Origin of the sequence: Micromonospora sp. CPCC 205546, from assembly GCF_036902715.1 — a bacterium.
GTDB lineage: Bacteria > Actinomycetota > Actinomycetes > Mycobacteriales > Micromonosporaceae > Micromonospora.
On record NZ_JBAKHL010000004.1, the window covers coordinates 92,585 to 110,990 of the forward strand.

Sequence of the window (18,406 nt, forward strand, 5' to 3'; positions counted from 1 at the left end):
GGCGGCCGATCGCGCAGGTCAGCCCACCCGGACCGGGGTGCGGACGACGGGCCGGCGGGGTGCGCGCACGGTGTGCGGGCGCGGCTCGGGAGCCGACCGCAGGTGGCGCAGCCCCTCCCGCTGGACGAAGATCGACCGCCGGCTGACCGCTTCCCCCGATGCGTTCAACTCGTAGCCTTCGAGCCAGATCCAGCCGTCGTAGGTCGGCCAGTCGAGCACCCGGATGACCCGGAACATGATGGGTCTGAGGAACTGGACACTCGCCGCGCGAGTCACGTGCAGTACGTCACCGGAGCGGGGAAGCACATGGGCTCCTGGGAAGGGTCGGCCGGCGGACGGGCCGGCGGTGCGGGTCGGGGGACGTCGATGGCCCGTGGCGGGGTCGTGCCTCGTGGACCGGTGTGGCGGGCGGTGGTGGTCGGGCCGTGTCCGCTGGTGGCGAACCGTCACCCGACCAACACCCGGCTGCTCCGGGTACCGCTCCCGCCGCCGCAGCCAACTGGCGTGCAGCGGCGAGGTCATCAACCCGAGGCAGGTCTGGTTGTCGACAGTCGGGCAGTCCCACCGTCGCGCGTCCCGCAGCCGGTGGGATCACCACGGCGAGGAAGCGGACGGAGACGGTGAGTAACCCGTGCCATACGGACAGAGTGCATCAGCGAGGTGCCACATGCAAGTTGCACGTCGACTTTTGCCGATACGTGAGCGGCTCGCGCAAACCAGCGCTTGAAGCCGTTCACGTCCGCCCGGCACACTGGGAAACGGTTTCGCCCGTCGCGGCCGGCCGATGACCGGCACCACCCCACGCCGCGAACGACGCCCGCCGCACGACGGTCGCGCCCCTGGCGGGTGACGAGAGTGGCGCACGGCGATGCGGAGGTGGACCGGTGAGGCCCGACAGCCGATGGTCCCGACCAGCGGGGCCGGTGGCTTCGTGAGCGAACGACGAAGTCCCACCATCCGACGTCGTCGTCTCGGCGCCGAGCTGCGTCGACAGCGGGAAGCGGCCAGGATCACCATAGAGGCGGTCGCCGAGCAGTTGGAGTGCTCGGCGTCGAAGGTCTCGCGGATCGAGACCGGCCACACCACGGCCACCCCGCGCGACGTGCGGGACATGCTGCGGATCTACGGGGTGGTGGGCGCCGAGAGCGACGAGCTGGTGCAGATCGCCCGCGAGGCGCGGCAGAAGGGCTGGTGGCACCCCTACAGCACGGTGCTGGTCGGCGCTTACGTGGGGCTGGAGGCCGCGGCCAGCTCGATCCGGGCGTACGAGCAGCAGGTGGTGCCCGGGCTGCTGGAGACCGAGGAGTACGCGGGCGCGATGATCCGGGCCGCCCGGCCCGACTTCACGCCGGAGCAGGTGCAGCAACGGGTGCGTGTCCGTCTGGGCCGTCAGTCGTTGTTGACGCAGGATGATCCGGTCGATCTGTGGGTGGTGCTCGATGAGGCGGTGGTAAGCCGTCCGGTGGGCGGGGACGAGGTAATGCGTGACCAGCTCAAACGCCTGGTCGAGGTGGCGGAACTGCCGAACGTGACGCTCCAGATCCTGCCGTTCGCGGTGGGGGCGCACGCCGGCATGGACGGCACCTTCACGATCCTCAGCTTCCCTGAGCCCGGTGATCCGGATGTCGTGTACGCGGAGAATGCCACGGGTGGGCTCTTCCTCGAGAAGAGTGACGAACTGCAGAAGTACAGCTTCATCTTCGATCACGTCCGAGCGGCGGCCATGCGTCCGGAGGAGTCCATCGCACACATCGCGAAACTGGCAGAGGAGCCGCTGTGGAAATGGCGACCAATGGGTTCCCCGTGGACCTGACGCAGGCGACGTGGTTCAAGAGCTCGAAGAGCGGGCCGAACTGCGACAACTGCGTGGAGGTGGCGTACGTGACGGGGGCGGTCGGCGTGCGGGACTCGAAGGACAAGGCGGGCCCGGCCCTGGTGTTCGCCCCGGGTGACTGGCACGCCTTCGTCGCCGGCACCAGGGGCGGTGTGTTCGGCAGGAGCTGACGGGACCGTGATGTGACGGGATGCCCCCGTCCGGCGTCGAGGCCGGGCGGGGGCATCGTCGTGCCGGCGTCCGGGCCGGTCGCCGAGGATGCCCCGCCGGCGGGCCGGGCGGTCGCGGAAGACGTCCCGTCGTCGGCGTCGCCACATGGGGTCCCGTGTCGTTGTACCCCTGGGTACGGCGCTGGTCGCCGACCCGCCGCACGGATCGGCAACCGAACGAGGCAGGCGAGACGGATGACGACGATCGGGTCAGACAACCTCACCAACGGGCCGGGCAAGCCGGAACGGTTCGGGGGCAAGTACCGGGGTGCACGCCGGGACACCGTCCTCACCGAGGTGGTGTCGACCGACACCGAGATCGGTGGCCGGGAGACCCCCGCCACCCCGCCGGAGCAGGCCGGCCCGCCGCTCTCCCTGCCCTCGCTGGATCCCAACCCGCTGACCGAGCCGTCGTTCCCGCCCGGTGGCTGGGCGGTGGAGCCGGCCGAGTCGCTGGTCGACCATCCGCTGCTGCGCGGGCTGCTGATGGAGTTGCCGCCGAAGGGCAGCGTCCCGCCGCCCGGCTGGCTCGACCGCTGGTTCGAGGCGACCCGGGCGATCCTGGAACTGCTATACGTGCAGGGCCCCGGCCGCCCGCGGTGACGCGGGCCGCGCCGGCACGGCCCGTTCGACGAGCCGGTTGTGGCGCAGGGCGTGGCGCACGCCGATGGCGGCGACGCCGAGCACGGCCACGGTGATCGCCGGGCCGGTCACGCCCGGCCCGAACAGCAGGTCCGGAACGCTCGCCGCGGCCACCGCGGGCAGGATCGCCAGGCCGGTGAGCTGCACCGGAAGCCCGATCAAGGGGTGCGCGGCGGAGGCCCGAAGGCCGTGCGGCGCCGGGGTTCCCGGCGCCGAGGAGAGGGCACGGGCGCCCGCGCGCAGCCGGCGTACCCGACGGAGCGTGCAGGCCGCGACCACGAGCGCGGGTGCGGCGGCGAGGGCGAGGCCGGCGGCGGCCCGGTCCGCCTGGGTCGCGCCGGGGCTGGAGAGCCCCGCGACCAGCACGGTGGCCGTCGACCCGAGGCCGGTGAGCGTCAGGACGAGCACCCATCCCGTACGCCGACGCAGCGCCCGGGCGTGGTCCAGCCGGGGCAGCCCGTCCGCGAGCCAGCCGGCGACGAGCCAGAGGGCGGTCAGCGGCAGCAGGACGGTGAGGTGGCTCTCCATGATGCTCAGCCTTGCCCGTTTTCGATGATCGCGAATCCGGGGCGCCCCCCGGTTCGTCCCGTAACCGCCTCCCCTAGGGGCCATCCTCCCGATGGTATGGGGAAGTCGACATGTTTGAATTTCCGTTTGCGCCCCCCTACCCTCAGCTTGATCGGCATTCATCGATTCACTCGTCACGAACAGTTGGACGTCGGTGCCGGTCGGAGGGAGTAGAAGATGGGTCTTCCACGCAGGTCCGTACTCGTCGGGGTGGCCGCGCTGGCCATGGTGGCGACCGCCACGCCCGCCATGGCCGCCGAACCGGTGGGCACGATCCGCGCCGCGGGCGGTGCCACCGCCGTGGCCGACAGCTACATCGTCGTCTTCAAGGACAGCTCGGTCGCCCGTAGCGGCGTCGGCGACACCGCGCAGCGGCTGGTCAACCGGCACGGCGGCGCGGTCGCCCGCACCTACGGCGCCGCCCTGCGCGGCTTCGAGGTCCGGGTCGACGCCAGGGCCGCCGCCCGCATCGCGGCGGACCCCGCCGTGGCGTACGTCGAGCAGAACCACACGGTCTCCATCGCCGGCACCCAGACCAATCCGCCCTCCTGGGGACTGGACCGCATCGACCAGCGCGCCCTGCCGTTGAACAGCTCCTACACGTACCCGAACACGGCGAGCAACGTGCACGCCTACATCATCGACACCGGCATCCGGTTCAGCCACAGCGACTTCGGCGGCCGGGCCGTCTCCGGCTACGACGCTGTCGACGGCGGCTCGGCCGACGACTGCAACGGGCACGGCACGCACGTCGCCGGCACCGTCGGCGGTTCGGCGTACGGGGTCGCCAAGGGCGTCCGGCTGGTCGGCGTACGGGTGCTGAACTGCCAGGGCAGCGGCACGAACGCCGGCGTCATCGGCGGCGTCGACTGGGTGACCGCCAACGCGGTCAAGCCCGCCGTGGCCAACATGAGCCTCGGCGGCGGCGCGAACGCCTCGCTCGACACCGCCGTGCGCAACTCGATCAACTCCGGCGTGAGCTACGGCCTGGCGGCCGGCAACGACTCCGGCGCCAACGCCTGCAACACCTCGCCCGCCCGGACCGCCGAGGGCATCACCGTCGGCTCGACGACCAACACCGACGCCCGGTCGTCGTTCTCCAACATCGGCACCTGCGTGGACATCTTCGCGCCCGGCTCGTCGATCACCTCGGCGTGGCACACCAACGACACCTCGACCAACACCATCAGCGGCACCTCGATGGCGACGCCGCACGTGGTCGGCGCCGCGGCGCTGGTGGCCAGCGCCAACCCGGCCTGGACGCCGCAGCAGGTCCGCGACTACCTGGTGAACAACGCCACCAGCAACGTGGTGACCAACCCGGGCACCGGCTCGCCGAACAAGCTGCTCTACGTCGTCAACGGCGACACCCCGCCGCCGACCAACGACTTCTCCGTCTCGGTCTCGCCGACGTCCGGCTCGACCGCGCCGGGCGGCTCGGTGACCGCCACGGTCGCCACCGCCACGACCAACGGCTCCGCCCAGTCGGTGAGCCTGTCGGCCAGCGGGCTGCCGTCCGGGGCGACCGCCTCGTTCAGCCCGGCGACCGTCACCTCGGGCGGTTCCTCGACGCTGACCGTCAGCACCTCGGCGAGCACGCCGCCCGGCACCTACTCCGTCACCGTGACGGGCACCGCGGCATCGGGCAGCAGGACCGCGACCTACTCGCTGACGGTCACCGGTACCGGTGGCGGCAGCTGCTCCGGCACCAACGGCACCGACGTGGCGATCCCGGACACGAACGTCGCGGTGAGCAGCACGATCGCGATCACCGGCTGCGCCCGCAACGCCTCGTCGGCCTCCACCGTCGCGGTGAACATCGTGCACACCTACCGCGGTGACGTCGTCATCGACCTGGTCGCCCCGGACGGCTCGGCGTACCGGCTGAAGAACAGCAGCTTCTTCGACGGCGCGGACAACATCAACACCACCTACACGGCGAACCTGTCGAGCGAGGCGGCGAACGGCACCTGGCAGCTGCGGGTGCGCGACGTCTACTCGGGCGACACCGGGTACGTGAACACCTGGACCCTCACCCTCTGACGAACTGACGAGGAAGGGTCCCTTCCCACCGCCTCGTGCGGGGAAGGGACCCTTCCTGTCGTCTGTCGGGAATCAGACGGCGAAGGTCGCCGGCCGATCCGTGGCCGGGGCCGGCGGCTGCGCCTTCCACAGCCCCGTCTTCTGACCGGCGAGCCGGGTCAGGTAGGCCGGGTTGAGGATCACGTAGCGCCGCCAGAGCCGCTTCGGCTCCAGGCCGAGGCGCCAGAACCACTCCAGGCCGGCCCGCTGCATCCACGGCGGGGGCTGGCGCAGCAGCCCGGCGTGGTAGTCGAAGGCCGCCCCGACCGCCATCAGCGGCATGTCCAGCAGCGGTCGCATGGCGTACGTGAAGACCTCCTGGCGCGGGCAGCCCAGCCCGACCAGCACGAGCCGCGCCCCGCTGGACCTGATCCGGTCGGCGATCTCGGCGTCCTCGCCCGGCTGCACCGCGCGGAACTTCGACGGCTCCACGCCGGCGATCTTCAGGGCCGGGAACATCCGCTCCAGCGCCGGGATCAGCCGGGCCAGCGTCTCCTCGGTCGACCCGTAGAGGTAGACCGGAAGCCCCTCGTCGGCGAAGCGGGCGAGCACGTGCAGGGTCAGGGTCGGGCCGTAGACCCGGTCGGTGAGCCCCACCCCGTGCAGCAGGTTGAGCGCCCAGCGCACCGGCTGCCCGTCGGGGGTGACCACGTCGAAGGAGTTCAGCCGGGCGTTGTGCGCGGGGTCGAGCACCCCGGTCATGACGCCGTGCACGGCGAGCGCGGTCAGCGCCAGCGGACGGCGTTCCTGCGCGGCGGCCACCACCTGCTCGGTCGCCGCGGCGTAGTCGGTGGCGTCGACCAGGACGCCGAGGACGTTCCGCTTGCCCTTCGCGATCATGCTCCCGGCACCCACTTGTCCACGTTCGCCTCGTGGATCTCCCGCATGATCATGGGCACGTCGTAGACCTGCTTCCACTCGGGGTAGTCGGCCTGGAAGGCCTCGTTCGAGCCGATCCACCACTTGTGGTCGCCGATCCGGTTGGCCTCGACGTACTCGGTGATCATCTCCTGGCCGGTGATCTGCTCGGCCAGCGCGAACGCCTCGCGGTTGGAGGTGTTGGAGTGCCGCCCGCCGCCGAGGTTGTAGACCGCCGCCGAGCGCGGGTTGCGGAAGAACGCCTCGAACGCGGCGACCACGTCCGAGCTGTGGATGGCGTCGCGGACCTGCTTGCCCTGGTAACCGAAGATCTTGTAGGTCCGGCGCTCCATGTTGGCCCGCATGACGTAGCCGAGGAAACCGTGCAGCTCCGTCGCGGAGTGCGCCGGACCGGTCAGCGTCCCACCCCGGAAGCAGGCCGTGCGCATGCCGAAGTAACGGCCGTACTCCTGCACCATGACGTCGGCCGCGACCTTGGAGGCGCCGAAGATCGAGTGCAGGCACGCGTCGATGGACATGTCCTCACGGATGCCCTGCTCGTACGGGTGCCCCGGCTCGATCTCCCAGCGGGACTCCAGCTCGACCAGCGGCAGGCTGTTCGGCCGGTCGCCGTAGACCTTGTTGGTGGAGCAGTGGATGAGCGGCGCCTCGATGCAGTGCTCGCGCACGTTCTGCAGCACGTTGAGCGTGCCCGCGGCGTTGACGTCGAAGTCGGTGAACGGGTCACGCACCGCCCAGTCGTGCGACGGCTGGGCGGCGGTGTGGATCACCACGGCGACGTCGGTGCCGTACCGCGCGAACAGCTTGGCCAGCGCGGCCCGGTCCCGGATGTCGATGCTGTGGTGCGAGTACGCGGACCCCAGCTCGTCCGTCAGCCGCCGGACGTTCCAGGCGGTGGAGGCCTCCTCGCCGAAGAACTCCTGCCGCATGTCGTTGTCGATGCCGACGACCTCGAGACCGAGGCCGGCGAAGTGCCGGACCGCCTCGGAGCCGATCAGACCGCCCGATCCGGTCACGAACGCGACACTCACACGACACTCCTGGTCCATCGGAGGCACAAACCATCGGAGCATAGCGTGACGTACGGCATGTCCCGATACAGCGCGAGGGCCCCGCATCGCTGCGGAGCCCTCGCGTATTGGTGGGGAAGGGGGGAGTTGAACCCCCACGCCCTTTCGGGCACACGGACCTGAACCGTGCGCGTCTGCCATTCCGCCACTTCCCCGTGGCTTGACCTCGAACACTGTAGTCTGTGCCGGTCCTGCTGTCTCCAGCGGGCCCCGGCGATCCTACCCGGTCCGTGATCGTTGCGACGACTGGTTACCGTCCGAGGAGCGGTTACCGTTCGTGGCGGACGAAAGAGTAGCACGGCAGTATCGGCCCGTCCGAACGGGCCGCCGTCAGCCGGCCGAGCGGCGTGTGAGCTGCGCGCGCGCCGGCCGGATACCATCATGTCCTCGGGACCCGAGGAGGAGCCGGTGAGCGTGCTGCAACGCTTCGAGAAGCGTCTGGAAGGCCTGGTCGAAGGGGCCTTCGCCAAGGTCTTCAAAGGGGTGGTCCACCCCGTGGAGATCCTCAACGCCATGCAGCGGGAGGCCGAGGCGCACAAGGCGATCCTGGCCGGTGGGCGCACGTTGGTGCCCAACCGCTACGTGATCGATCTCTCGCCCTACGACCACAGTCGTCTGGCGCCGTACGCCGCCGCGCTGGCCCAGGAGCTGGCCCAGTCGCAGGCGGAGTTCATCGGCGAGCAGGCCTGGACGGTCTACGGCGACGTGATCGTCGAGATCGAACGCGGCGAGGGGCTGGACACCGGGATGTTCCGGGTCACCGCCGAGGTCTACACCGGCGGCGAGGTCGCCCCGGTCTCGGCGCCCGGCTACGACGCGGGCCCACCCGCCTACCCCGCGTACGACCAGGGCGGTGGCTACGGCCCGCCGCCCGGCCACGGCGGCGGCCGCAACGTGCGGCTGGTCTCCGGCGACGGGCGGACCTACCCCCTCCAGATGGGTTCGACGGTGATCGGCCGCGGCGACCAGGCCAACCTGCGCCTGCCCGACGTCGGGATCTCGCGGCGACACGCCCGGCTGGACTTCGACGGTGGCCAGGTCGTGCTGACCGACCTCGGGTCGACCAACGGCACCATGGTCAACGGCCAGCGGGTCTCCGCCGTCGCGCTCAACCCCGGAGACATGGTCCAGCTCGGCACCACGACGCTGACCTTCCGCGTGGACGGCTGACCCGCCTTGCCGGAACTCGTCATCACCGTCGCCCGGTTCGGGTTCCTCATCCTGCTGTGGATCTTCGTGTTCACGGTGGTCGGCGTGATCCGCCGGGACCTCTTCGCGGGCGCCCGGTCCAGCCGGCTCGTGGCCGCCCCCCGAGCCGTCGGCGCGTCGCTCGGGCAGGCGGCGAAGCCGGCGAAGGCCAAGCGGGGCAGGGCGGCGCACCAGCTCGTGGTGACCGCCGGTCAACTGGCGGGGACCCGGATCACCCTCGGCGAAGCGCAGATCACCATCGGCCGCGCCGAGGATTCCACCCTCGTCATCACCGACGACTACGCGTCGGCACGCCACGCCCGTCTGGTGCCGCGCGACGGCCAGTGGTTCGTCGAGGACCTCGGCTCGACTAACGGCACCTACCTGGATCGCGCTAAGGTCACCGGACCAACCCCCGTCCCCCTCGGCGTGCCGATCCGGATCGGCCGCACTTCTCTCGAATTACGGCCATGACTCTGACCCTGCGCTATGCGGCCCACAGCGACCGCGGTCTGATCCGAGACGGTAACCAGGATTCCGTCTACGCCGGGCCGCGGCTTCTCGCCGTCGCCGACGGCATGGGCGGCATGGCCGCCGGTGACGTCGCCAGCAACATCGTCATCGGTGCCATGGCGCCGCTCGACGAGGACGTCCCGGGTGACGCCCTCGTCGACGCGCTGCGTTCGGCCGTGGGCACCGCCAACCAACAGCTCCGCGACACCGTGGACGCCAACCCCCAGCTCGAGGGGATGGGCACCACGCTCACCGCGACCCTCTTCTCCGGCAGCAAGCTGGGCATGGTCCACATCGGTGACTCGCGGGCCTACCTCCTGCGCAACGGCGAGTTCGCGCAGATCACCAAGGACGACACCTACGTCCAGATGCTCGTCGACGAGGGCCGGATCAGCGCCGAGGAGGCGAGCAGCCACCCGCAGCGGTCGCTGCTCACGAGGGCGCTCGACGGCCGCGACATCGATCCGGAATACAGCGTCCGGCAGGTGCTTCCCGGTGACCGCTACCTGATCTGCAGCGACGGCCTCTCGGGCGTGGTCAGTGCCGAGACCATCGGCGAGACGATGCGCGAGTACGCCGATCCGCAGCAGTGTGTCGAGCGGCTGGTGCAGCTCGCCCTGCGCGGCGGCGGTCCCGACAACATCACCGTGATCATCGCGGACGCCACCGACCAGGACATCGTCGAGGCGAGCCCGATCGTCGGCGGCGCCGCAGCCCGGGACCGGGGCATGGCGACCTCCGCCGACGTCTCGACGCCGGCCGCCCGCGCGTCCGCCCTCTCCGCGCCCCGCCCGCCGGCGCCCGAGGAGCCCTCGGCCAGCGCCGACGACGAGCCGGAGCGCCCGAGGCGCCGGCCGGTGCGGTCCGCGGCCATCTCGTTGGCGTTGCTGGTCCTCGTCGGTGCCGCGGTCTTCGGCGGCTGGAGCTACACCCAGCGGCAGTACTACGTCGGCGCGACCGAGACCGGCCAGGTCGCGGTGTTCAAGGGCATCCGGGGCGAGATCGCCGGCATGGACCTGTCGACGGTGCACTCCACCAGCCCGGCGGAGCTGGAGGACCTGACGCTGGCCGCCCAGGAGCAGGTCAAGCAGGGCATCCCGGCCAAGAGCCAGCCCGACGCCGAGCGTCGACTGGCCGAGCTCACCAGCGACGACCCGCTGAACCCGAACCTCAAGCCCATCTGCCCGCCGAGCCCGAGCGCCGCGGCCGTCACCACCGTCCCGACGCCGACCACCGGCCCGGTGTCGCCCGCTCCGACCGTCAGCGCGAGCGCGCCGGTCAGCGGACGACCGAGCACACCGCCCGCGCCGACCACCACGCCCGACGCCCCGCCCTCCGACACCGACTCGCCGGCGCTCGACCCCGCCGCGTGCCGGTCGCCGGAGTAGGCGCGACTCGATCCGAGGACGTTTCGTGACCGCAGCGGCCATTCCGGCACCCTCGCCCGCCACCACGGGCGAGCAGCCCGGCGTACGCCTGGCCCGGTCCCGGCGCAACGCCGAGCTGTCGCTGCTGCTGGTGGCCATGGTGCTGGTGGCCGCGTACGGGGCGATGGTCGAGGCGAAGGTGCTCGACACGGTCACGGCCGACTTCTGGATGCCGGCCGCCGCGCTCACCGCCGTGTTCCTCGGCCTGCACCTGGTGATCCGGTTCCTGGCGCCCTTCGCCGATCCGGCCCTGCTGCCGGCGGTCGCCCTGCTCAACGGGATCGGGGTGGGCTTCCTGCGCCGCCTCGACCTGGGCAGCGCGGCACCCGCCGAGCGGGAGGACCTGGCCATCTTCGCCGGCACGGGCGGCCGGCAGCTCGCCTGGACGCTCGCCTCGGTCGTCCTCGCCGCCGGCCTGCTCGCCCTCATGCGCGACCACCGCTCGGTGTCCCGCTACGCGTACACGCTGGGGCTGGCCGGGATCGTGCTGGTCATGATCCCGGCGGTGCTGCCCAGCCGCTTCTCCGAGATCAACGGCGCCAAGCTGTGGATCCGGGTCGGGGGTTTCTCGATCCAGCCCGGCGAGTTCGCCAAGCTCGCCCTGCTGGTCTTCTTCGCCTACTACCTGGTGCGCAAGCGCGAGGTGCTGTCGCTGGCGAGCCGCCGCTTCCTCGGCATCGACTTCCCCCGCGGGCGCGACCTCGGCCCGGTGGTCGTGGTCTGGCTGATCAGCGTCCTGGTCCTCGTCTTCGAGAAGGACCTCGGCACCTCGCTGCTCTACTTCGGCATGTTCGTGGTGACGCTCTACATCGCCACCGAACGGGTCAGTTGGCTGCTCATCGGTCTGGTGCTCTTCTTCGGCGGCGTCTACCTGGCGTACGTCCTCGGTGATCTGGTCGGTGGGCCGTTCGCCAACTTCTACCTGCGCGCGCAGATCTGGCTGGACCCGTTCGCCGACCCGTACAACGACGGCTACCAGCTCGTGCAGGGGTTGCTCGCGCTCGGCACGGGCGGCATGTTCGGCGCGGGCCCCGGCGGTGGCCAGCCGGGCCTGCTGCCCGAGGTGCAGAACGACTTCATCTTCGCGGGCATCGGCGAGGAGATCGGTCTCTTCGGCCTGTCCGCGCTGCTCGTGGTCTACCTGCTGATCGTCGAGCGGGGACTGCGGGCCGCGCTGGCGGTGCGGGACTCGTTCGGCAAGCTGCTGGCCGGCGGGCTCGCCTTCACCCTCGGGCTCCAGGTCTTCGTGATCGTCGGCGGGATCAGCAAGCTCATCCCGCTGACCGGCCAGACCACCCCGTTCCTCTCCGCCGGCGGTTCCTCGCTGATGGCCAACTGGCTGCTCATCGCGGTCCTGCTCCGGATCTCCGACGGTGCCCGCCGGCCCGTCACCGGTGGTGGCGGCAAGGCGGCCCGACCGTCCGGCGGTCCGCCGGAGCAGCTGCACGGTGCCCCCACGGAGGTGATCAGGCCGTGAACGCACCCCTGCGCCGCGTCGGCATCGTCGTCATGGTTCTCTTCGGTCTGCTCTTCGCGAACCTGAACTGGATCCAGGCCTACAAGGCCGACGAGTACCGCACCAGCGACTACAACGGTCGGGTCCAGGTCGCCGAGTACGACCGCAAGCGCGGCAACATCGAGGCCGGCGGCACCGCCTTCGCGCTCAGCAAGGAGACCGACGGCGAGCTGAAGTTCCAGCGCGCCTACCCCGGCGGGGCGAAGTACGCCCACGTGCTCGGCTACAAGCCGGTCAACCTCGCCGAGACCGGCATCGAGAAGTTCGAGAACGACTTCCTCGCCGGCACGAGCGACCAGCTCATCGCCAACCGGGTCAAGGACATGTTCACCGGTGACCAGAGCGGCGGCGGCAACGTGCTGCTCACGGTCTCGAAGCGGGCCCAGGACGTCGCGTACGAGCAGCTGCGCAACAACCGGGTCGACGCCGCCAAGGGTGCGGTGATCGCCGTCGACCCGCGTACCGGGGCGGTGCAGGCGCTGGTGTCGATGCCCAGCTTCGACCCGAACCCGCTGGTCAGCCACAGCACCAACGAGGCCACGGCCGCGTACAACAAGCTGGAGCAGGACCCGGCGGGCCCGCTGAAGAACCGGGCCCTCGGCGAGGTGCTGCCCCCGGGCTCCACCTTCAAGATCGTGGTGGCCGCCGCGGCGCTCGAGAACGGCGTCGGTCAGAACACGAACATCCCGGCCGGGTCCAGCTACACGCCGCCCACCTCGGGCTCCTCGATCCGCAACGCGGCGCCGTCGATCTGCCCCGAGGACGAGGTCACCCTGATGAACGCGGTGACCGAGTCGTGCAACACGGGCTTCGCGCAGATGGGCGTACGGCTCGGCGCGGACAAGATCAAGGAAAAGGCCCGGCAGTTCGGCTTCGAGCAGGAGGACCTCACCGTCGGCCACCTCAACGAGGCCGGCCACCCGGTGGCGGCGAGCCGCACCGGGGACATGCAGAACCCGGACGGCAGCACCGACCCGGCCGCGTTGGCGCAGTCCTCGATCGGGCAGAACAACGTGCGGATGACCCCGCTCCAGGGGGCCATGATCGCCGCGTCCGTCGCCAACGGCGGCAGCCAGATGCGGCCGTACCTGGTCCGCCAGCTACTCGCCCCGGACCGCACGACCAGCTACTACACGGCGAAGCCCAAGGAGCTGCGGCAGCCGGTCAGCGGTCAGGTCGCCAGCGACCTGCGGGACATGATGGTCAGCGTCGTCAAGAACGGCACGGGCGGCAACGCGCAGATCAACGGCTACAAGGTCGGCGGCAAGACCGGCACCGCCCAGTCCGCGCCGGACCGGCCCGACCACGGCTGGTTCATCGGCTTCGCCCTGGACAAGAACGGCACGCCGGTCTCCGCGGTCTGTGTGGTGCTGGAGCAGGCCGGCCCCGGTGGCAGCGCCGAGGCGGCCCGGATCGCCGGGCAGGTCATGCGCGCCGCCATCGCCGACCCTGGGGGCCGCTGACATGCTCAGCCCCGGGGTGCAGCTCGGCAACCGTTACCGCCTGGACGAGCGGATCGCCAGCGGCGGCATGGGCGACGTCTGGCGCGGCACCGACCAGGTGCTCGGCCGTACGGTCGCCGTCAAGAGCCTGCTCCCCGCGCTGCTCGACGACCCCGACTTCGCCGAGCGCTTCCGCGGCGAGGCCCGCACCATGGCCACGATCAACCACCCCGGCGTGGTCGACGTCTACGACTTCGGCAACGACCAGCAGATCGCCTTCCTGGTCATGGAGTACGTCGAGGGTGACGCGCTGTCGGCCACCCTCGCCCGGGTCGGCCGGCTCACCCCGGCGCGCACCATGGCGCTCGTCGCCCAGGCCGCCGACGCGCTGCACGCCGCGCACGTGAAGGGCATCGTGCACCGGGACGTGAAGCCCGGCAACCTGCTGGTCCGCCCCAACGGCACCCTGGTGCTCACCGACTTCGGCATCGCCCGCTCGGAGCTGGTCGCCCAGCTCACGGCGGCCGGCTCGGTGCTCGGCACCGCCTCGTACATCTCCCCGGAGCAGGCCACCGGCGGGGTCGCCACGCCCGCGTCCGACGTCTACGCGCTCGGCGTGGTGGCCTACCAGTGCCTCGCCGGCCGCCGTCCGTTCGAGGGCGACAACCCCCTCGAGATCGCCATGCGGCACGTCCGCGAGGCCCCCCGGCCGCTGCCCGCCGACATTCCGCCGCAGGTCCGGGCGGTTGTCGAGCGGGCCCTGGCGAAGGACCCGGCGGCACGCTGGCCCAGCGCCGCCACGCTGGCGGGGGTGGCCCGTCAGCTCAAGGCCCAGCTCTCCCAGCAGGCCCGGGCCGCCGGTCAGCCCATCTCCGCCGCTCCGGCGTCGCCGGCCGCCCCGCCCGGCCGCGCCCAGGTGCCGCCGCCGCGCCCGCCGGTGTCGCCCCACCGGCCGCCGAACGTCGCCGCGCAGCCGCAACGTCCGCCCATGACGGCCCACCGGCCGCCCATGGCGACCCCCCGCCCGGCCAGCGCGCCGCCCCGACCCACCTCGGTCGCCCCCGCCGCGTCGGTCCACCACCCGCAGATGGCGCCGAACGGCTACCCGCGTGGCGCGGCGCCCGTGCCGCAGGCCCGACCGATGCCGTACGCGGGACACGCCGTCCCGCCGGCGCACCAGCCGGGCGGCCAGCGGTCCCGGTCCGGGATGGTGTTCCTCGCCATCCTCGTGGCCGTACTGGTCCTCGTCTGCTCCGGCGTGATTTCCTACAACGTGCGGGTGGGAGGCACGAACTCGAGCGCGGTCACTCCGCCGGCGGTGACGTCCGGCGCGCTGTGGCCCGACGGACGCGACGATCCGGCCGGGACGTCGTACCGTCGACAGGAACTGCCCCGATCGGGCAGCGACGAGACGACGAGCGAAGGACGACAGACGCGATGACAGCGCAGGCCCGCCTGCTCGGTGGCAGGTACCAGGTCGGCGAGCTGCTCGGCTACGGCGGTATGGCCGAGGTGCACCGCGGTCGCGATCTCCGGCTCGGTCGGGACGTCGCGATCAAGATGCTCCGCACCGACCTCGCCCGGGACGCCACCTTCCAGATGCGGTTCCGCCGCGAGGCGCAGAACGCCGCGTCCCTCAACCACCCCGCGATCGTCGCCGTCTACGACACCGGCGAAGAGACCGCGCCCACCGGCGAGACCCTGCCGTTCATCGTGATGGAGTTCGTCAACGGGCGGACCCTCAAGGAGGTGCTCGGCGTCGAGGGGCGGCTCCAGCCGCGCCGGGCGCTGGAGATCTGCGCCGACATGTGCGCGGCCCTGGAGTTCAGCCACCGGCACGGCATCATCCACCGCGACATCAAGCCCGGCAACGTGATGCTCACCCAGACCGGTCAGGTCAAGGTGATGGACTTCGGCATCGCGCGGGCGCTGGCCAGCGGCGCCACCACCATGACCCAGACCAGCGCGGTCATCGGTACGGCGCAGTACCTCTCGCCCGAGCAGGCGCGCGGCGAGGCGGTCGACGCCCGCTCCGACGTCTACGCCGCCGGTTGCGTGCTCTTCGAACTGGTCTGCGGGCACCCACCGTTCGTCGGCGACAGCCCGGTCAGCGTGGCCTACCAGCACGTACGCGAGACGCCCCCGACCCCGAGCGACATCAACCCGGACGTCAACCCCGCGGTCGACGCGATCGTGCTGAAGGCGCTGTCGAAGAACCCCCTCAACCGCTACCAGAGCGCCGGCGAGATGCGGGCCGACCTGCTCCGGGCGGCCGCCGGCCGCCCGGTGATGGCGACTCCCGTGCTGCCGCAGGAGGAGACGGCGCAGCTCGCCCCGGCCGCCGCCGGCTACGCGGGCACACCCGGCGCGCCGCAGACCCGGCAGATGCCGGCCCGGGTCGGCGACCCGCGCCGGCGCAAGGCGTCCTCCTGGCTGATCGCCACGTTCGCCGCGGTGGGCGTCCTCGCGGTGATCGCCCTCGCCGCCGCCCTGCTGAGCCAGCGCGACGGCGACGACAGGGTCACGGTCCCCACGGTGACCGGCCTGACCCAGCAGGAGGCGTTCGCCCGGATCGAGCAGGCCAACCTGGTGCCCAAGGAGGGCGACCAGGTCTTCAACGCCACCTGCAAGAAGGGTGAGGTGGTCAACCAGGCCCCGCCCGCCAACTCCCCGCTGGAGCCGAACCGCGAGGTCGTGATCCAGGTCTGCGGCGGCCCGGCCACGAAGGTCATCCCGATCGGCCTAGAAGGGGCGACCTTCGAGAACGTGGATGAGCGGCTGAAGAGTGAGGGCTTCAGGGTCAAGAAGGAGCTGGAGAGCAGCTCGAAGCAGGCGGGCCTCGTTCTGAAGGTTTCACCCGCGCAGGGTTCGCGGGTGCCCGAGGGCACCCAGGTCGTGGTCACCGTCTCCCGGGGCAACGTCGGTCAGGTGCCGAACGTGGTCGGCTCCAGCGCGGACGACGCCAAGGAAGAGTTGGACGAGGCGGGGTACGACGTCGTGGTCAAGCAGGGCAGCGAGGTGCCACCGGACGAGGCCGGCCAGGTCACCTCGCAGACCCCGCGGGCGGGCAGCCCCCTTGAGAGGGGCAAGACCGTGACGATCGTGGTCACGGTGCCGCAGGCCGAGCCGACGCCCACCGACTCGGCGAGCCCGACGCCCAGCACCACGCCGACCAAGCCCGGTGACGGCGGCGGCGGGGGCTTCCCGCTGCCGACCACCCCGCCGATCCGGCTGCCCGAGCGCTGACCCGCCCGTGAGCGCGGGGGACCCTGGGTGGGCGGCGCCCTGCGGATGCCGCCGGTCAGGGTCCTTCTGTTGCCGCCGGACGGCGCCCTGAGGATGCCGCCGGGCGTCCTCCGGCCGTCGGCGACGACGCACGGCCGGCGACGCACGCAGCGGAACGGGCGAACCGGTGGCGGCGACGCCTGATCCGCGCGGCGGTGCTGGGGCTGATGGCGCTGGTTCTCGCCAGCCTGCCCTGGCTCTGGACGACGATCGCCGCGCGGGGCCACCTGTACGGCGAGGCCGACGCGCCGGCCGCCGACGTGGTGATCGTCCTGGGCACGGCGGTGGCGGCGGACGGCCGACAACCGGGTGACCGGCTCACCGGCCGCCTGGAGACCGCCGCCGCGCTGGTGAAGAGCGGCCGGGCCCGGGTCGTCCTCGTGTCGGGCGACGGGGGTGGGACGTCCGGTGACGAGACGACGGCGATGACCGCCCACCTGACCGGGCGGCTCGGCGTCGATGCGCGCCGAGTGGTGGCGGACCCGTTCGGCCTGGACACCTACGACACCTGCGCCCGGGCACGCGACGTGTACGGCGTCGAGCGCGCCCTGATCGTGACCCAGTCCTACCACCTGTCCCGCGCGGTGACGCTGTGCCGCCACCTCGGCCTCGACGTCGACGGAGTGGCCGCCCGCTGTCCCGGCTGCGGGAGCGCCCTGCTCGTCGGCAAGGCCGTCCGGGACTACTTCGCCAGCGGCAAGGCGGCGTGGGACGCGGTCCGGGGCCGGCCGCCCGCAGTCAGCTCACCCGCAGACCCCGCCGTCGAGGACGCACTGAAGAACCGACCGTGAGGTGAGCGGCAGGGTCAGGCGGTGGCGAAGGCGGCGCGGCGGCGCGCGTCCACCTCGGCGGCCAGCGCCGGGGCCCGCTCCAGCGCCTCGGGGTGGCCGCAGGCGGCGAGCCAGTTCGCCAGCATCAGGTGACCGCCCTCGGTCAGCACGGACTCCGGGTGGAACTGGACGCCCTCGATGGGCAGCGTACGGTGCCGCATCGCCATCACCACGCCGGAACCCGTCCAGCCCGTGACCTCCAGCTCCTCGGGCAGCGTCTCGGGCAGTACGGCGAGCGAGTGGTAGCGGGTGGCGGTGAACGGGTCCGGCAGGCCGGCGAGCACCCCGGCACCGCGGTGGCGGACCTCGGAGGTCTTGCCGTGCAGCAGCTCGGGGGCGCGGGCCACGGTGGCGCCGAACGCCTCGCCGATGGCCTGGTGCCCCAGGCAGACGCCGAAGATCGGCAACTCGCCGGCGTACGCGCGGACGACGTCGAGGCAGACGCCGGCGCGGTCGGGGCTGCCGGGGCCGGGTGAGAGCAGGACGCCGGCCGCCCCGACCCTGCCCACCTCCGCGACCTCGATTTCGTCGTTGCGCCGGACGTCGCAGTCCACGCCGAGCTGGCCCAGGTACTGCACGAGGTTGAAGACGAACGAGTCGTAGTTGTCGATCACCAGGACACGCATCAGGGGCTCACTCGTCCGGAGAGGAAGGCGGGGTGTTGTTCTGGTCGGTGTCGTACGGCAGGTCGTGATCGCCGCCGGCCGGGGCGTCGTCGCCCTCCCCGCCGCCCGGCACCGAGTCGCCACCGGGGTCGCCGGAGTCCTGCGTGACCTGCACGTCGTCGAAGGGCAGCAGCGGCTCGGCCCACGGGAAGACCACGTACCAGAGCAGGGCCACCATGGCGCTGGTGATCAGCAGGCTGCCGACGAGCTTGCCGGGCAGCCCGAAGGGGAGCTTGCGCCAGATCCAGCCGTACACC

The 18,406-nt window shown here is 71.8% G+C and carries 18 protein-coding genes and 1 tRNA gene; 12 read left to right on the top strand and 7 right to left on the bottom strand.

Annotated features, from left to right (window positions below; all coding sequences use genetic code 11):
* Positions 1-18: 18 nt before the first annotated feature.
* The gene (locus V6U77_RS02455; RefSeq protein WP_334604458.1) at positions 19-306 is read right to left on the bottom strand and encodes a hypothetical protein; all 288 of its coding nucleotides are present in this window, start codon (positions 304-306) and stop codon (positions 19-21) included.
* A gap of 625 nt (positions 307-931) precedes the next feature.
* On the opposite strand from V6U77_RS02455, the gene V6U77_RS02460 reads away from it, so the two are divergent.
* From V6U77_RS02460 to V6U77_RS02470, 3 genes are all read left to right on the top strand, one after another.
* Complete coding sequence (locus tag V6U77_RS02460; protein WP_334604731.1) at positions 932-1,813, top strand: helix-turn-helix domain-containing protein; 882 nt, start codon at positions 932-934, stop codon at positions 1,811-1,813.
* Positions 1,783-2,004, top strand: a complete 222-nt coding sequence (locus V6U77_RS02465) for a DUF397 domain-containing protein (protein ID WP_334604459.1) — start codon at positions 1,783-1,785, stop codon at positions 2,002-2,004. The genes V6U77_RS02460 and V6U77_RS02465 overlap by 31 nt, the downstream gene beginning before the upstream one ends.
* Positions 2,005-2,238: 234 nt before the next feature.
* Complete coding sequence (locus tag V6U77_RS02470; protein WP_334604460.1) at positions 2,239-2,646, top strand: hypothetical protein; 408 nt, start codon at positions 2,239-2,241, stop codon at positions 2,644-2,646.
* Here the strand turns inward: V6U77_RS02470 and V6U77_RS02475 are convergent.
* Positions 2,614-3,213, bottom strand: coding sequence for a hypothetical protein (locus V6U77_RS02475; protein WP_334604461.1), 600 nt, complete (start codon positions 3,211-3,213; stop codon positions 2,614-2,616). The genes V6U77_RS02470 and V6U77_RS02475 overlap by 33 nt on opposite strands.
* Before the next feature lie 216 nt (positions 3,214-3,429).
* On the opposite strand from V6U77_RS02475, the gene V6U77_RS02480 reads away from it, so the two are divergent.
* A complete protein-coding gene (locus tag V6U77_RS02480) occupies positions 3,430-5,295 on the top strand; it encodes a S8 family peptidase (protein WP_334604462.1) in 1,866 nt (621 codons plus the stop codon).
* Positions 5,296-5,367: 72 nt separating this feature from the next.
* Here V6U77_RS02480 and V6U77_RS02485 read toward each other — a convergent pair whose 3' ends face one another.
* The 3 genes from V6U77_RS02485 to V6U77_RS02495 form a co-directional block, all read right to left on the bottom strand.
* Positions 5,368-6,174: a WecB/TagA/CpsF family glycosyltransferase gene (locus tag V6U77_RS02485; protein WP_334604463.1), complete on the bottom strand. Its 807-nt coding sequence runs from the start codon at positions 6,172-6,174 to the stop codon at positions 5,368-5,370.
* A complete protein-coding gene (locus tag V6U77_RS02490) occupies positions 6,171-7,286 on the bottom strand; it encodes an NAD-dependent epimerase/dehydratase family protein (protein WP_334604464.1) in 1,116 nt (371 codons plus the stop codon). The genes V6U77_RS02485 and V6U77_RS02490 overlap by 4 nt, the downstream gene beginning before the upstream one ends.
* A 66-nt stretch (positions 7,287-7,352) precedes the next feature.
* Positions 7,353-7,438, bottom strand: a tRNA-Leu gene (locus tag V6U77_RS02495).
* A gap of 226 nt (positions 7,439-7,664) precedes the next feature.
* Here V6U77_RS02495 and V6U77_RS02500 point away from each other — a divergent pair.
* The 8 genes from V6U77_RS02500 (at position 7,665) to V6U77_RS02535 (ending at position 17,445) form a co-directional block, all read left to right on the top strand.
* Positions 7,665-8,453: a DUF3662 and FHA domain-containing protein gene (locus tag V6U77_RS02500; RefSeq protein ID WP_334604465.1), complete on the top strand. Its 789-nt coding sequence runs from the start codon at positions 7,665-7,667 to the stop codon at positions 8,451-8,453.
* Between the two features lie 6 nt (positions 8,454-8,459).
* Positions 8,460-8,945, top strand: coding sequence for an FHA domain-containing protein FhaB/FipA (locus tag V6U77_RS02505; RefSeq protein WP_091625166.1), 486 nt, complete (start codon positions 8,460-8,462; stop codon positions 8,943-8,945).
* Positions 8,942-10,372 (top strand): PP2C family protein-serine/threonine phosphatase, encoded by a 1,431-nt coding sequence (locus tag V6U77_RS02510; RefSeq protein ID WP_334604466.1) that lies wholly within the window; start codon positions 8,942-8,944, stop codon positions 10,370-10,372. Before V6U77_RS02505 ends, V6U77_RS02510 begins: the two co-directional genes overlap by 4 nt.
* 25 nt (positions 10,373-10,397) lie before the next feature.
* Complete coding sequence (locus V6U77_RS02515; RefSeq protein WP_442934355.1) at positions 10,398-11,888, top strand: FtsW/RodA/SpoVE family cell cycle protein; 1,491 nt, start codon at positions 10,398-10,400, stop codon at positions 11,886-11,888.
* Entirely contained in the window at positions 11,885-13,390 is a 1,506-nt protein-coding gene (locus tag V6U77_RS02520) for a peptidoglycan D,D-transpeptidase FtsI family protein (protein WP_334604467.1), read from the top strand. Before V6U77_RS02515 ends, V6U77_RS02520 begins: the two co-directional genes overlap by 4 nt.
* Before the next feature lies 1 nt (position 13,391).
* Positions 13,392-14,810, top strand: coding sequence for a serine/threonine-protein kinase (locus V6U77_RS02525; RefSeq protein ID WP_334604468.1), 1,419 nt, complete (start codon positions 13,392-13,394; stop codon positions 14,808-14,810).
* On the top strand, positions 14,807-16,615 hold the full coding sequence (gene pknB, locus V6U77_RS02530; RefSeq protein ID WP_334604469.1) for a Stk1 family PASTA domain-containing Ser/Thr kinase: 1,809 nt from the start codon (positions 14,807-14,809) through the stop codon (positions 16,613-16,615). Before V6U77_RS02525 ends, pknB begins: the two co-directional genes overlap by 4 nt.
* A 206-nt stretch (positions 16,616-16,821) precedes the next feature.
* Positions 16,822-17,445 carry a SanA/YdcF family protein gene (locus tag V6U77_RS02535; protein ID WP_334604470.1) on the top strand — a complete coding sequence of 208 codons (624 nt, stop codon included), beginning with the start codon at positions 16,822-16,824 and terminating at the stop codon, positions 17,443-17,445.
* A 14-nt stretch (positions 17,446-17,459) separates the two neighbouring features.
* On the opposite strand, the gene V6U77_RS02540 is transcribed toward V6U77_RS02535, so the two are convergent.
* Together V6U77_RS02540 and V6U77_RS02545 are read right to left on the bottom strand one after the other, a co-directional pair.
* Positions 17,460-18,110, bottom strand: a complete 651-nt coding sequence (locus V6U77_RS02540) for an aminodeoxychorismate/anthranilate synthase component II (RefSeq protein WP_334604471.1) — start codon at positions 18,108-18,110, stop codon at positions 17,460-17,462.
* Between the two features lie 7 nt (positions 18,111-18,117).
* The gene (locus tag V6U77_RS02545) at positions 18,118-18,405 is read right to left on the bottom strand and encodes a hypothetical protein (RefSeq protein ID WP_334604472.1); all 288 of its coding nucleotides are present in this window, start codon (positions 18,403-18,405) and stop codon (positions 18,118-18,120) included.
* Position 18,406 lies beyond the last annotated feature (1 nt).

Excerpts from the sequence above, each read along its gene's own strand:
- V6U77_RS02465 (WP_334604459.1), top strand. The coding sequence starts at position 1,783 with ATGGCGACCAATGGGTTCCCCGTGGACCTGACGCAGGCGACGTGGTTC.
- V6U77_RS02470 (WP_334604460.1), top strand. The coding sequence starts at position 2,239 with ATGACGACGATCGGGTCAGACAACCTCACCAACGGGCCGGGCAAGCCG.
- V6U77_RS02475 (WP_334604461.1), bottom strand. The coding sequence starts at position 3,213 with ATGGAGAGCCACCTCACCGTCCTGCTGCCGCTGACCGCCCTCTGGCTC.
- V6U77_RS02480 (WP_334604462.1), top strand. The coding sequence starts at position 3,430 with ATGGGTCTTCCACGCAGGTCCGTACTCGTCGGGGTGGCCGCGCTGGCC.
- V6U77_RS02485 (WP_334604463.1), bottom strand. The coding sequence starts at position 6,174 with ATGATCGCGAAGGGCAAGCGGAACGTCCTCGGCGTCCTGGTCGACGCC.
- V6U77_RS02490 (WP_334604464.1), bottom strand. The coding sequence starts at position 7,286 with ATGCTCCGATGGTTTGTGCCTCCGATGGACCAGGAGTGTCGTGTGAGT.
- V6U77_RS02500 (WP_334604465.1), top strand. The coding sequence starts at position 7,665 with ATGTCCTCGGGACCCGAGGAGGAGCCGGTGAGCGTGCTGCAACGCTTC.
- V6U77_RS02510 (WP_334604466.1), top strand. The coding sequence starts at position 8,942 with ATGACTCTGACCCTGCGCTATGCGGCCCACAGCGACCGCGGTCTGATC.
- V6U77_RS02525 (WP_334604468.1), top strand. The coding sequence starts at position 13,392 with ATGCTCAGCCCCGGGGTGCAGCTCGGCAACCGTTACCGCCTGGACGAG.
- pknB (WP_334604469.1), top strand. The coding sequence starts at position 14,807 with ATGACAGCGCAGGCCCGCCTGCTCGGTGGCAGGTACCAGGTCGGCGAG.
- V6U77_RS02535 (WP_334604470.1), top strand. The coding sequence starts at position 16,822 with ATGGCGCTGGTTCTCGCCAGCCTGCCCTGGCTCTGGACGACGATCGCC.
- V6U77_RS02540 (WP_334604471.1), bottom strand. The coding sequence starts at position 18,110 with ATGCGTGTCCTGGTGATCGACAACTACGACTCGTTCGTCTTCAACCTC.